Origin of the sequence: Pseudoalteromonas sp. 120-MNA-CIBAN-0494, assembly GCF_040308885.1 — a bacterium.
Classification (GTDB): Bacteria; Pseudomonadota; Gammaproteobacteria; order Enterobacterales; family Alteromonadaceae; genus Pseudoalteromonas; species Pseudoalteromonas nigrifaciens.
The window spans coordinates 53,908-68,124 of the sequence record NZ_JBEOOE010000010.1 but is presented as its reverse complement, the minus strand read 5'-3'; the positions used below and the strand labels follow the sequence as shown (position 1 = coordinate 68,124).

The 14,217-nt window shown below is 39.6% G+C and carries 10 protein-coding genes and 1 tRNA gene; 4 read left to right on the top strand and 7 right to left on the bottom strand.

All coding sequences use genetic code 11. From position 1 onward, the window contains the following. The first annotated feature begins 241 nt into the window (after window positions 1-241). Window positions 242-2,608 (top strand): TonB-dependent receptor domain-containing protein, encoded by a 2,367-nt coding sequence (locus tag AAEY55_RS08705; RefSeq protein ID WP_179806587.1) that lies wholly within the window; start codon window positions 242-244, stop codon window positions 2,606-2,608. A 239-nt stretch (window positions 2,609-2,847) separates the two neighbouring features. Here AAEY55_RS08705 and AAEY55_RS08700 read toward each other — a convergent pair whose 3' ends face one another. The 6 genes from AAEY55_RS08700 to AAEY55_RS08675 form a co-directional block, all read right to left on the bottom strand. Further along, window positions 2,848-3,468 (bottom strand): FKBP-type peptidyl-prolyl cis-trans isomerase, encoded by a 621-nt coding sequence (locus AAEY55_RS08700; RefSeq protein WP_011328094.1) that lies wholly within the window; start codon window positions 3,466-3,468, stop codon window positions 2,848-2,850. Window positions 3,469-3,537: 69 nt separating this feature from the next. Further along, complete coding sequence (locus AAEY55_RS08695; protein WP_011328093.1) at window positions 3,538-3,924, bottom strand: hypothetical protein; 387 nt, start codon at window positions 3,922-3,924, stop codon at window positions 3,538-3,540. A 50-nt stretch (window positions 3,925-3,974) separates the two neighbouring features. Continuing rightward, window positions 3,975-4,065: transfer RNA gene (locus AAEY55_RS08690), tRNA-Ser, on the bottom strand. A 154-nt stretch (window positions 4,066-4,219) separates the two neighbouring features. Next, a complete protein-coding gene (locus AAEY55_RS08685) occupies window positions 4,220-4,597 on the bottom strand; it encodes a hypothetical protein (RefSeq protein ID WP_011328092.1) in 378 nt (125 codons plus the stop codon). Window positions 4,598-4,921: 324 nt separating this feature from the next. Next, window positions 4,922-5,470 (bottom strand): NAD(P)H nitroreductase, encoded by a 549-nt coding sequence (locus tag AAEY55_RS08680; protein ID WP_350550866.1) that lies wholly within the window; start codon window positions 5,468-5,470, stop codon window positions 4,922-4,924. A gap of 220 nt (window positions 5,471-5,690) precedes the next feature. Next, window positions 5,691-7,652 (bottom strand): NADPH-dependent 2,4-dienoyl-CoA reductase, encoded by a 1,962-nt coding sequence (locus AAEY55_RS08675; RefSeq protein ID WP_350550863.1) that lies wholly within the window; start codon window positions 7,650-7,652, stop codon window positions 5,691-5,693. A gap of 316 nt (window positions 7,653-7,968) precedes the next feature. Here AAEY55_RS08675 and sppA point away from each other — a divergent pair, with 316 nt between their 5' ends. After that, entirely contained in the window at window positions 7,969-9,834 is a 1,866-nt protein-coding gene (gene sppA / locus AAEY55_RS08670) for a signal peptide peptidase SppA (protein ID WP_011328089.1), read from the top strand. Window positions 9,835-9,906: 72 nt separating this feature from the next. Beyond that, window positions 9,907-10,917 carry an asparaginase gene (ansA, locus tag AAEY55_RS08665; protein ID WP_011328088.1) on the top strand — a complete coding sequence of 337 codons (1,011 nt, stop codon included), beginning with the start codon at window positions 9,907-9,909 and terminating at the stop codon, window positions 10,915-10,917. An 84-nt stretch (window positions 10,918-11,001) separates the two neighbouring features. On the opposite strand, the gene gndA is transcribed toward ansA, so the two are convergent. Beyond that, on the bottom strand, window positions 11,002-12,375 hold the full coding sequence (gene gndA, locus AAEY55_RS08660; RefSeq protein ID WP_011328087.1) for an NADP-dependent phosphogluconate dehydrogenase: 1,374 nt from the start codon (window positions 12,373-12,375) through the stop codon (window positions 11,002-11,004). Between the two features lie 337 nt (window positions 12,376-12,712). Between gndA and pyk the strand changes: the two genes are divergently transcribed. After that, the gene (gene pyk, locus AAEY55_RS08655) at window positions 12,713-14,149 is read left to right on the top strand and encodes a pyruvate kinase (protein WP_011328086.1); all 1,437 of its coding nucleotides are present in this window, start codon (window positions 12,713-12,715) and stop codon (window positions 14,147-14,149) included. Window positions 14,150-14,217: the final 68 nt, after the last annotated feature.

Sequence of the window (14,217 nt, the reverse complement as noted above, 5' to 3'; positions counted from 1 at the left end):
CTCTAATCAGTTTTAAGTACTTTTAAACCACTTAGTTTAAAAGTACTTTTTAGCCCTTTATAAAAAGCATATTCATAAACCAAATTAATTAACCTTTATAAATTGTTAACAATCAAAGCCTTGCAGATTTCCCTGCTAATTAATTACTAAAATCGATAAGGTTATACTATAACATCATTGAACCGTCGCTTTTGTAGTGTTATATTATATCACAACATAACAACCACGAACTTAAAGACTCATGACTAAGCTAACATTAATTTCTTCTGCAATTTTTTCTGTTTTATGCTCTCACTCTGCACTTGCTGCTACTGTTAATGGCAAAGTAACAGATGAAAAAAATCAACCTATTGAAAACGCCACTATTCATGTACACGGTAAATCTCAAAGCGTTAAAACTAACAAGCTTGGCGAGTTTGCCATTGAGCTTGATGCGAGCGGCCAGCTGCATATTAGCAAAGATAACTATAGCGATTCACGCATTACGGTAACCGAGTCATCAAACAATATTGCAATTGCTTTAAAGCCAACCTCTATTGAAACTGTAGTTGTGTTTGCATCAGCCTTGCACAAAAGTAGCTTAGAAATGATTTCTCCGGTAAATGTACTCTCTGGTGATGAGCTAAGAAACAAGTCAAAGCCAACGCTTGGCGAAACCCTAAAAGGCTTACCGGGAGTTAACGCGAGTTATTTTGGCCCTGTTTCATCAAGCCCAATTATTCGTGGCTTAGATGGCCCTCGGGTTAAAATTATGCAAAATGGCTTAGACAGCAGTGATGCATCGCGTATTGGCCCTGATCATGCTACTTCTAGCGACAGCTTAGCTGCTGAACAAATAGAAGTACTACGTGGCCCAAGTACCCTACTGTATGGCTCTGGTGCTATTGGTGGTGTGGTAAACGTAGTTGATAACCGCATTCCTACGAGTAATATAGATGAATTAACCGGTGCAGTAGAATACAGTCACGATTCGGTATCCAACGCGAATACCTACGCTGCAAAGTTAGAGACGGGTTATAATAATTTTAACTTTCATTTTGATGGCACTAAACGCAGCGGCGATGACTATCAAACACCACGATTTAACCAGCTTCACGAAGATGGTGATGTTGAAAGTAAAGATTCTGTAGAAAACACCTTTATCGACAGTGAAACCGTTAACTTTGGTACTAGCTACGTAGGTGAGCATTTAACGGTTGGGTTTTCTTACGGTAAAATAAAAACGGATTATGGTATTCCAGGTCATGAGCATGATCACGGACATGAACACGATCATGCAGCCGACGGCGATGCCCATAGTGATGAAGCACATGAAGAAACACCTGTTTTTGCCCAGTTAGAGCAAGATCGCTGGCAAGGTCTATTAAGCTATGCGCTACATAATAATTGGATTGAAACCATTAATTTGCGCTTAGGCTATACAGATTACTTACACAGTGAAATTGAAAATGGTGAAATAGGCACTACATTTAAAAACAAAACCACTGAAGCACGCTTAAACATAGAACATAAATTAGCTGATTGGCACGGCATGGTGGGTTATCACTACAGTGATTCTGATTATGATGCCAACGGCGAAGAAGCATTTACGCCAGCCAGTGTAACGACCACTAATGCTTTATATTTATTAGAAGAACGTGAGTTTGGTGATGTAACTATTGAGTTAGGTGCGCGAGTTGAAGACTATAAAATAAAAAGCCAAATAGCAACGCATCAGCATAGCCATGATGACACGCAAACAAGCAATGCTGAAGTACTTGACTACACTAAAAGCTTTACTAACCTTAGCGCTTCAATGGGTGCTATTTGGCAATATACCCCTGGATATAGTATGGCAATGAGTCTTTCACACTCAGAACGTGCCCCGCTCTCTGCAGAGCTATTATCTAATGGCTTACACATTGCAACTGGTACCTATGAGCTTGGCCTAGGCTATCATATTGAAGACGGTGAAGCGCATTTTGAACCCGAGAATATCAAACAAGAAACCTCAACCAATATTGATTTAGGTTTTAGACGCTTTAGCGGTGACTTTGGTTACTCTGTAAACTTTTTTTATAATGATATTAAAAACTTTTACTTTCAAGAAAATACTGGCTTAGTATTTGATGAAGAACATGGTTTAGAAGCGGCTGATAACGGCCACGACCATGGTGTGGCGGTGTATCAGTTTACCAGTAAAGACGCTGAGCTGTATGGCTTAGAGTTTGATGCGCATTATAAAGTTAACGCAAGCACCTTGGTTAAAGTATTTGGTGACTCTACGCGAGCAAAACTCAAGCAAGACGATGAAAACTTACCTCGTATCCCTGCTAATAAATTAGGCTCTGAGTTGCAATACAACTTAGGTAATTGGCAATTCGCATTAACCGGTACCCATTATTTTTCACAAACCGATATTACCGCCTATGAGACTAAAACCGATGGTTATACTTTATTTGATGCACAAGCTAACTATCAGCTAGATTTAGGTAACCTTGATACACAACTGTACATCAACGTTGATAATATTACTGATGAGCTTGGCTTTGTACATAGCTCATTTATTAAAGACACCGCCCCATTACCAGGTAGAAACTTCCGCTTTGGTATTCGCGGCTACTTTTAACAATATACTTTAATTACCGCTAATCATTAATAAGCCCCTTGCTATGCTGGGGCGTATTTATTGCTTGCTAAAGTGCAGTGTTTTATATCCTCTTTATACATATCTCACTTTAAATACTTTTCACAAAAAGAAAAGAAGAAGCATAAATGAGCAGATAAAAAGTTAAATATACCGGTAAGACACAAAAAAACCGCATTCAATTTAATGAATGCGGTTTTTTATTTATTGCTTAAGAATACTTAAGCAATAATTTCGTGTAACTCAACATCAAATACTAGTGTTGAGTAAGGTGCGATTGCAGCACCGGCACCACGTTCACCATAAGCAAGGTCATGAGGAACGTAAAGACGCCATTTAGTACCCGCTGGCATCATTTGTAATGCTTCAGTCCAGCCTTTGATCACGCCACCTACTGGGAATTCAGCAGGTTGACCGCGCTCGTATGAGCTATCAAAAACAGTACCGTTAATTAATGTACCGTGGTAATCAACACGTACTGTAGACTCAGCTGTTGGCTTGTCGCCTTCACCTGTAGTAATTACTTCGTATTGAAGACCTGATTCAGTCACTGTGATTTCAGGACGTTTTGCATTTTCTTCTAGAAATGCAATGCCTTCAGCAGCAAGTACTTGTGATTCTTGCTCGCGACGAGCTTGAATTTCTTCATTGATTTTTTCAAAAGCAGCTTGGATCTCAGGGATCTCAACTTGAAAAGCGCTACCTGCGTACGCATCTTTCATGCCTTCAAACACTGAATTTAGGTTTAAGCCTTCAAAAGGATTAGACTTAAGTTGCTCACCCATTTGTAAGCCAATACCGTAACTTGCTTTTTCAGCATCTGTAGTAAAATTATCTGACATAATGTGTTTTTCACGTTTTGTTAGTTAAAAGACGCGACTATGCTATCACAAAATAAACCCGCTTTGGGGCTAGTTTTTGCTGTGTTTTACTTTAATTAGGCCAACAATATAGGTACTCACTGGTAAACTGCATAAAATTCCAGCAAGTAGCGCTAAAGTGAGTAATCCACTAGCACCAAATAATAAAAATGGAATTACCACAAGCCCAACTAAACCTATAAATACTGAGCCAATAACTGGCCAAAATTTATCGTATTTAGTAATTAAATGAGCCACTAAAATATTAAAACCGAGGGCATAAACAAAGGCGGTAATAACAGGGTTATTTGGTTGCGCATCAAGTGCCATTTTGACTAATAAACTTATTGCACTTTGATAACAATAAGCAAACACAATCCATAATAAAACGTGTTTAATTAATTGCTGTGAGGTTGAAAGGTTAGTTGATTTTGACATACAAGTTCCACAAAGCAAAAAACCGCCAATAAGGCGGTTTTTTTAAATAATGGTGGAGAGATAGGGATTTGAACCCTAGATGGGCTATAAACCCATGCCGGTTTTCAAGACCGGTGCATTCGACCACTCTGCCATCTCTCCGCACGGCGCGAATAATAGGGGTAAATGACAAACTTGTAAAGGCTTAAAAGCATAAAATCGTTAAAAATAATTTTATGCTTAAAATTAAAGCAATCTATTAAAATACCAACGGTTATTAATTTAGCGACTGCTAAATTTAACAAAGGAGTTTATTTTAGTAATATTGCTTTGGCCTGCGTGCAATCCAAGAACAAAGCAAACACACAAATAAACTTAAAGTTAAAAATGTTGCACTTTGAAATATTAAATCAAATCGATTTAAATCATCACTAGGCACTACTACAACCAAAAATGCAGGCAATACGGTGAGTAATAACACATAACAACATATTTTAAATGCACGACCAAAGTCATAGCGTTTAGATTGTTGCATCCACCAGGTTAAAACAACTAACACCCCCATTGATGAGGCAACAATAAAATGTGCTTTACTGGTACTCATTGCAACATAAAGGGTTATAAAAGCACCTATGGCGCCCCAAAAAGACCAGGCTAGCCAACTTTCTTTTTCACGTAAAAATAAATTTCCCATTAATTTCGTCTTCTTTATCTTTGTTTTTATTAAGACTTTCCATACTTTATCAAAAAACAATCGATTAAAAAACAAACTGCAGAAGGAGTTTTATAGATTACGCATCCTAGCACTTCTCACAGCTAAACTACTTAACCTGAACTCTGGTTAAGGTATTTACTAACACATTTAATAATAATGATATTTAAACTTATTTTCTCTAGCGTTGAAAATAGCTGCTAGAGATAGATTTATTATCAAGAGTTCTGGTTACTTACACATCCACTCTAACATACAAGCGTTAATGGTGTATGAGTATAAGTAGGGCAAAAAGTTCATCTTATTTTATAAGTAGCTGAAAAAATCAACAGCTTTATGACGAGGCGACTTTTTACAATCAACAGCCGGTGTGCCTAAATACAAATAGCCCACTATTTCGTCTTGCTCATTTAATTTTAATGCCTGTTTAACTGCAGGGCTTTGCGCAAAAAAACCAGTTCGCCAAATACCACTAAGCCCTTGTACAAAAGCCGCTTGTTGCATAGCAAATACGCTACACCCTGCGCTTTGTATTTGCTCAATTCGCGGTACTTTTGGGTGTTCTTGATACTTTGCTATAGCAATAATAATCATAGGCGCGCGCAACGGGTGCTCTTTAGTGCGCTCAATCATTTTTTCGGCTTGTTGCTCTGCAATTGCACTTTGCTGAAAAATGTCGCCTAATTTATGGCGCGCATCACCCTCTACAACAATAAATTGCCAAGGTGCAATACAACCATGGTCGGGAACACGTAGCGCGGCTTGCTGGATCACCGCGAGTTGTTCTTCATTTGGGCCTGGCTCTGTTAATTTGGCGTCAGATTGACGGGTCAATAATAATTCAATCGCGTTCATAACCATCTCTCAAAATAAAAGCTAGCATAGCATTGATTTAACATAGAAAAATAAAGCGCTGTAATATCAGTGCTTATTTTAGCGAGAATAATAGATAAACAGCCTAAGCTGTATATTAACAGGCGGGATAAACTTATACCCCGCCTAAATAGCGGGGTATAGTATGCAGTAGCCAATTGGTTATAACAAGTTAGACTAGCCTATTGGCTAAGCCAAAATGTTATATTTCTCTGGCAATTTGCAGCGCTTCATAAATAGCACGTTTAGCATCAATTGCGGTGGCAAGCTTAGCGCCCCCAATAACATGCACTTTGGCGTTGTCGCTTTGCTTTGCCAATACTTCATTATTAGAAACCTGACCAATACAGGCAATCACAGTATCTACTGCTAATACTTGCTTATCTCCTGCAACCGTAATGGTTAAACCATTTTTATCAAAACTATGATACTGACAATCAGCAATTTGTTTAACGCTATGTTGTTTAGCTACTTGGCGATGGATCCAGCCTGTTGTTTTACCCAAATCACTACCAAAGCGACCTGCACTGCGTTTTAGCATGTACAGTTGGCGATCATCTTTATGGGGTTTAGGTTCGCACTCAATACCCCACTGGCTTTTAAAGTCACTAATACTTTGCGACTTTTGCTCGCTTAAAAAAGCCACCATATCAAACCCGATTCCACCGGCGCCTAATATAGCAATTGACTTACCTAACTCTACTTCACCACGAATAACTTCATCGTAGGCAAATACGCGTTTACCATCACTGCATTCAATACTTGCCTCACGCGGCCTTACCCCTGTGGCAAATACAATGTCATCATAGTGTGCAAGCATGCTGTCGTCGTATGCTTTACCTAACTCAACCGTTACGTTTAAACGTTCAAGCTCATTAGTGTAATACGCTAAGGTATGATTAAAGTCTTCTTTACCAGGTATTTGCATGGCTAAATTGAATTGCCCACCCATTTGCATTTTTTGATCTATCAGCGTTACCGTATGGCCTTTTTCTGCCAAATAACAACTTGATGATAAACCCGCAGGCCCTGCACCAACTACTAATACCTTTTTAGCTTTAGTAATTTTTTCTAGTGGGTAGTCGAGTTCAAAAGCAGCTTGTGGGTTAACTAAACAAGTAGCACGCTTGCCTTTAAATACGTGATCCAGACACCCTTGGTTACACCCTATACAAATATTAATATGCTTTGATAACTGATTATTATATTTATTAAAAAACTCCGGATCAGCCAGTAATGGCCGCGCCATCGAAATTAAGTCGGCATCGCCTGCGTTTAGTATTTCGTTAGCTATTTCTGGGGTGTTAATACGGTTTACCGCGATAACGGGTACTTTAATTACATCTTTTAACCGTTTTGATGCTTCTTTAAACGCCCCAGGCGGAACCATACTTGCAATTGTAGGAATGCGCGCTTCGTGCCACCCTATTCCTGTATTAAAAATATCAACACCCGCTTTTTCAAGTTCAAGCGCTTGAATAGTTACTTCTTCAGGGGTAGAACCATTAGGAATTAAATCCATTACCGACAGTCTAAAAATAATTAAAAACTGCTCCGATACCTTAGCCCTAACCGCTTTAACTATTTCAACGGCTAAACGCATTCTATTTTCTAAACTGCCACCAAACTCATCATTTCGTTTATTCGTATGCGGTGCCATAAACTCATTAATTAAATACCCTTCAGAGCCCATTACTTCTACGCCATCGTAGCCTGCTTTTTCAGCCATGTAGGCTGAATGTGCAAAGTCTTTAATAGTTTTTTTAATTGAGCTTAACGACATTGCCTTTGGCTTATAAGGACTTATAGGTGCTTTAATTGCGCTCGGAGCTTGATTAAAAGGGTGATACGCATAACGCCCGGCATGAAGTAGTTGCAAACATATTTTACCACCATGCTTGTGTACTGCATTGGTGTAAGCACGATGTTTAAAAACATCGTAATAGCTATTAAAGGATGACGAAATAGGCGTTAATTTACCGCGCAAATTTGGGCTATAGCCCCCGGTAATTAACATGGCAGTACCACCTTTAGCACGTGCTTCGTAAAAAGCACGTAGGCGTTTGCGGTTATGCCAACCTTCTTCAAGACCGGTGTGCATTGAGCCCATTACTAAGCGGTTACGTAATTGTGTGTGTTTTAATTGTAATTGTTGTTCTAACATCCTGTGCCCCATTAACTGGTCTAACCTGTGTGCATTGATCAATTCTGCTTTAATACCGACCAATAAGCAATATCTGAACTTAGTATTTTAATAAACTGTTGCACATTAGGCTAACAATACCCATTTTTCGGCTATTACAAGCCTACTTTTTTAATTTCAAAAAGTGCAACTGAAGTTTATATTGATAAAAATGTGAATAGCAACAGTGGCATAATTAGCTTTATAAATACTTCGTTACGATTTAGCAGTTAAATTTATTTATATTCTGAGCTAAGATGCTTGTAATGTATTAGTTGTACCAAATTAAGGATCTATTTTGATTGCAAAAGTATTTAAAGGTATTTGGACTGGGATAAATTTTTCTCGTCGTTTAATACTCAACATTTTATTTTTATTACTGGTTATTGTTTTTATTGTGTCTCTTTCAAGTGACGGCGATAAAATAATTGTAGAAAATGGCTCAGTACTTAGACTAAACCTTAACGGCCCTATTGTTGAAGAAAAAACCTATATAGATCCTATTGAAGCAGCAATTAGTGATGCTACTTCAAACGCTGAATCACCGGGTGAAATTTTACTCGATGATATAGTTGAGGTTATTAACGAAGCCGCAAAAGACGACCGTATCAGCGTAATACTGTTAGATTTACAAGAAATGCCAAAAGCGCATTTAAATAAATTAAAACAAATTACCAAGGCACTTGAAGCATTTAAACAAACGGGTAAAAAGGTTATTGCCTCTGGTTATTACTACACTCAAGCTCAATACTACATTGCAGCACATGCAGATGAAGTCGCTATGCACCCTTATGGCAGTGTAGCAATTGAAGGCTTTGGTATGTACCCACTGTACTTTAAAGAAGCACTTGAAAAGTTAAAAGTAACGCAGCATATATTCCGTGTTGGTACGTTTAAATCGGCAGTTGAGCCGTTTATTCGCAATGACATGTCGGATGCAGCTAAAGAAGCTAATCGCGTATGGTTAACTGCACTTTGGAATGAATACAAACAAGATGTTGCTGCAGTACGTCCTTTTGATGAATCAAATTTTGACGAAACCATGGATGTATTTTTAGCAAAAATGACAGCTGCAAATGGCGACGCGGGTCAATATGCGCTAGATAATCAATGGGTCGACACATTAAAAACCAATCAACAAGTTCGCCAACAGTTAATTGATTTAGTTGGCGCTGATGAAAAAGGCAAAACTTTTAAACAAGTTTCATTTCGTCAATATTTAAGCCTAGTTAAGCCCCCTGTTGTATTTGATAACCCAATGACAGAAAAAGTCGCGGTAGTTGTTGCTAGAGGTACAATTGTAGATGGTGAGCGCAAAGCCGGCGAAATTGGCGGCGACTCTACAGCTGCACTACTGCGTAATGCACGTTTAGATGACAAAGTTAAAGCCGTAGTACTGCGCATTGATTCGGGTGGCGGCAGTATGTTTGCCTCTGAAGTTATTCGCGCTGAGGTGTTAGCACTTAAAGCAGCAGGTAAACCTGTTATTGCTTCAATGAGCTCTGTTGCAGCTTCTGGCGGTTATTGGATTGCTTCAGCAGCGAATGAAATTTGGGCTGCGCCAAGCACAATTACCGGCTCTATTGGCGTATTTGGCACCTTTATGACCTTTGAAAACACCTTATCTAACCTTGGTGTTTACTCAGATGGCGTGGCAACAACCGACATGGCTGGGTTTTCTATTACTCGCCCGCTTGATGACAAAATGGCGCAAGTAATTCAAATGAGTGTTGAGGAGGCCTACGGACGCTTTTTAGATGTGGTTGCAGATGCACGTAACATGACACCTGAGCAAGTTGATAATATTGCGCAAGGCCGTGTATGGATCGCAGCAAAAGCACAAGAGCTAGGCTTAATCGATAAACTAGGTGATAAGCAAGACGCAATTAAAGCGGCAGCAGCACTTGCTAAACTAAATCATTACGATGTTAAAACGATTAAACAAAGCTTGAGCCCGCAACAAAAAATGATTCAAGATATTTTAGGTAATGCGTCGGTTAAATCTATGCTTGGCAGTAACAACGCAACAACCTCGGTGCTTGCAACGCAAGCTAACTTACAAAGTGTGGTTAAGCGTTTAAGTAGTGAAATAGATAACCTTAAAGATTATAACGATCCACAAGGTGTTTATGCGCGCTGTTTAGCTTGCTCTGTCGCACAATAAAAGTGCATCTGCCTTTATAAGCAGTTGTATTTAAAGTTATACTAAGCCCAGTTATTTTACTGGGCTTTTTTTATGAAACGTAAACGCATTTACATCGCTTACACTGGCGGTACAATTGGGATGAAAAAATCGAGTCGCGGCTATATTCCTGCAGAAGGGTTCTTAACTCAGACTGTGGTCAATAATGCAGAATTTAACCGTGAAGAAATGCCACTTTTTGATATTCACGAGTATTGCCCTTTAATTGATTCCTCTGATATGACGCCTGCTCACTGGCAGTTAATAGCAGATGATATAAAAAACAAATATCAAGACTATGATGGCTTTGTTGTCCTCCACGGCACCGACACTATGGCGTATACCGCCGCCGCCTTATCTTTTATGTTTGAAAACTTAACTAAGCCTGTAATCGTTACCGGCTCACAAATTCCCTTGTCGCAATTGCGCTCAGACGGGCAAGTGAATTTACTCAATGCTATGTACTTAGCAGCAAACTACCCTATTGCTGAAGTAAGCTTATTTTTTAATAATCAGTTGTTTCGTGGTAATCGAGCCACTAAAGCCCATGCCGATGGATTTGATGCATTTGCCTCACCAAACCTTGAGCCTTTAGCGCTTTCAGGTATTAATATTCAACTTATAAAAGGCCAATTAAGCCCCTATGTTGAAAACGATTTACAAGTAACCCCCATTACAACGCAGCCTATTGGTGTGCTGCATTTATATCCGGGTATTAGTACCGAGGTTGTGAAAAGCTTAGTAAACGGTAGCATTAAAGCATTGGTATTATTAAGTTTTGGCGTAGGCAATGCACCACAAGATCCTGAATTTTTAACTATTTTAGAGCAAGCCAGCAAGCGCGGCGTTATTATTATAAATTTAACCCAATGCATAAAAGGTCATGTAAATATGGGCGGCTATGCAACGGGTAACGCGCTCCTTAATATAGGTGTGATCAGTGGTTACGATATGACATTAGAGGCTTGCTTAACTAAGCTGCATTACTTATTAAGTCAAAACCTTGAAGTAGAGACAATTCGCCACTTAATGCAAGACAATTTACGCGGTGAGTTAACCCGTTAATTTAGCGGACTTAAAATTAAAAAAGCACGCTAAATTTAGCGTGCTTTTTTTGTCGTTTTAATAATTAACCTGAACTCTGGTTGATTAACGTACTTTCGCGTCAATCTCAACTAGGTCTGTTAAATGACACACTTCACCTGTATGGGTTTTAACCCCATGCTCACCAAAGTAATCACGCTGGGCTTGTACTAAATGCCCATTACTTGGAGTGGTTAATGTAGCAAAGTAAGTTTGCGATGAGCTAAGCACCGGAAACGCTAAGCCTGTCATCATTGCTTGGCCTGTTATTTTACGCAGTGCAAATACTTCTTTATCAAGGGTATCAATAAATTCAACGCCTTGTGCAACACTATCTAAATAATCAGCACGAATAATACAACCCGCACGCCATGTTTGCAGTGTTTTAGACAAATCTACTTTCCACTGATGCGTACGCGACGCGCCTTTAATTAAAGCCAAACCTTGGCGATAAGCAAGTAAGCTCGCTAAGGTAAATGCATCTTTAAGCTCAACTAAGTCAATTTCAACTTTAGTGGTTGCTCTATCGGCGTAAGTCATCTCTTGTGCAGCAGTTGTGTCATAAACATTCGTTAAATGACGTGCTTGCACTGCAGCTACTAAAGACGGTACTGCAATACCAAGCTCTAATGCATTTTGCGCAGTCCATAAACCTGTACCTTTAGCGCCCACTTTATTATCAATTAAGTCCACAAGTGGTACATTATTTTGATTTTCAAGTGACAATATGTGGCTAGAAATAGACAATAAGTAGCTGTTTAAATGCTCTTGCGACCATTCGTCAAAAATTTCTGCTACTTCTTTAGGTGAACGCCCAGTGCCATGACGCAGCAATTGATACACTTCAGCAATAAGTTGCATTAGCGCATATTCAATGCCGTTATGAACCATTTTTACAAAGTGACCACTGGCTGATTGGCCCACACGAGCGAAACACGATTCACCCTTATAACTTGCAGCAACCTTTGTAAACCATGGCTCGACACGCTCCCAACCACCTTCAGATCCGCTTGCCATCATTGCAGGACCATGACGAGCACCTTCTGCGCCGCCTGAAATCCCCATAGTGGCAAACTCAAATTTATTTTGGTATTTAAGCTTGCGGTTAATACCGTCTTTATAATTACTGTTACCACAGTCAACTATAATATCGCTGCACTGTACGCCTGCTTCTATTAGCTCACTGCATACAGCATCAACCAACTCGCCCGCAGGAACAAGCAACAAAATAGAACGCGGTGCTTCTAAACGTCTAACCATGTCTCCTAAATCAGAAACAATGTGCAGCTTATCAGCTAAACCTTCTGACTTAGCGCAGCTCAATAACTCTTCACCCGCATGGGGGTTTTTGTCATAAGCGACCAGCGTTATGCCCTTTTCAATTAAGTTTAGGGCAAGGTTTTTCCCCATAACGCCTAACCCTACTAATGCAACTTGCATTTAGTGCCCTCCTCGGTAACAACTAATTGGTTAGTTAATTTAAATAAATACTTTGGCACGTGTATTATATCATGAGCAAAAAAATATACTTTTATCACAATGTAATTATATCAAACAACAGCGGACTCAGGGGGAGAAATAGTCGCTAGATTAAAAATTTATAGATCATTGACGCCCCCTGACACCGGTGTCATAATGATCGCACATTCATTTTGTATATAATAGTGGCAATACAATAAAAATTGCCCATAACTAAAACTTTACCTGCTAATGGTAACTGCTTTATAAAACAAAATAACCGTCAATCTGCTTAAAATTAAGCATACAGGAGAATTAAATGCTAAGACGCACAAAAATAGTCGCGACACTAGGGCCTGCTACTGATAGAGATAACAACTTAGAAAAAATTATTTGCGCAGGTGCAAATGTCGTACGTTTAAACTTCTCGCACGGTGTGGCACAAGATCATAAAGACCGCGCCCAAGCGGTACGCGAAATTGCTAAACGCTTAGGTAAACATATTGCTATTCTTGCTGACTTACAAGGCCCTAAAATTCGTGTTTCTACCTTTAAAGAAGGTAAAGTAACCCTAGCTGTTGGTGCCAAATTTACCCTTGATGCAAAAATGGAGTTAGGCGAAGGCGATATTAACGCTGTTGGTATAGATTACAAAGAACTACCTAACGATGTAAGCGCTAATGATTTACTGCTGTTAAACGATGGCCTTATTCAGCTACGCGTTAACGAAGTTGTTGGCCACTTAGTACATTGTACTGTAACTGTTGGCGGTGTTTTATCTAACAATAAAGGGATTAACCGTTTAGGCGGCGGCTTAACTGCGCCGGCATTTACAGAAAAAGACAAAGAAGACCTACTTACAGCTGCAGAAATTGACGTTGACTATATAGCCGTTTCATTCCCACGCAGTGGCGATGATATGCGCTACGTACGCTCATTGGCTGAAGCCGCAGGTTCAAAAGCGCAGTTATTGGCAAAAATTGAACGTGCAGAAGCCGTTGAAACACAAGAAGCCGTTGATGATATTATTCTTGCGTCTGATGCGGTCATGGTTGCCCGCGGTGATTTAGGTGTTGAAATTGGTGATGCCGCGCTAATGGGCAAGCAAAAACTCATTATTCGCCGTGCGCGCTCATTAAACCGTACCGTTATTACTGCGACGCAAATGATGGAGTCGATGATCGACAATCCAATGCCAACACGTGCTGAAGTAATGGATGTTGCCAACGCAGTGCTTGATGGTACTGATGCCGTAATGCTTTCGGCTGAAACAGCCGCGGGGGATTATCCTGAAGAAACCGTTGCAACTATGGCGCGAGTTTGTTTAGGTGCTGAGTCGCAAAAAGAAACGCATGTTTCTAAACATCGTTTAGACAGTCGTTTTTCAAGTAATGCAGAATCTATCGCCCTTTCGGCTATGTATGCAGCAAACCACTTAGATTCAGTAAAAGCAATTGTTACCTTAACTGAATCAGGTAGTACGGCTAAATTAATGTCGCGTATTAGCTCAGGTTTACCTATTTACTCGTTATCTCGCCATGCCAGTACACTAGGACAAACTGCGCTATACCGTGGTGTTTATCCAGTATTTTTTGATTCTACTAAAACTGAAAAAGACGGCATGGTTAAAGCGGCACTTGCAACACTTGTTGAACAAGGTGCTTTAGAGTCTGGCGATACAGTTATTATTACTCACGGTGACTCTATGGAAACAGTGGGCGCAACTAACACCATGAAAATTGTTACTGTAAGCTAATATTTAATACAGTAACTTAAATACAAAAAGCGAGCTAAGCTCGCTTTTTTTGTATCTACTCTGCAATC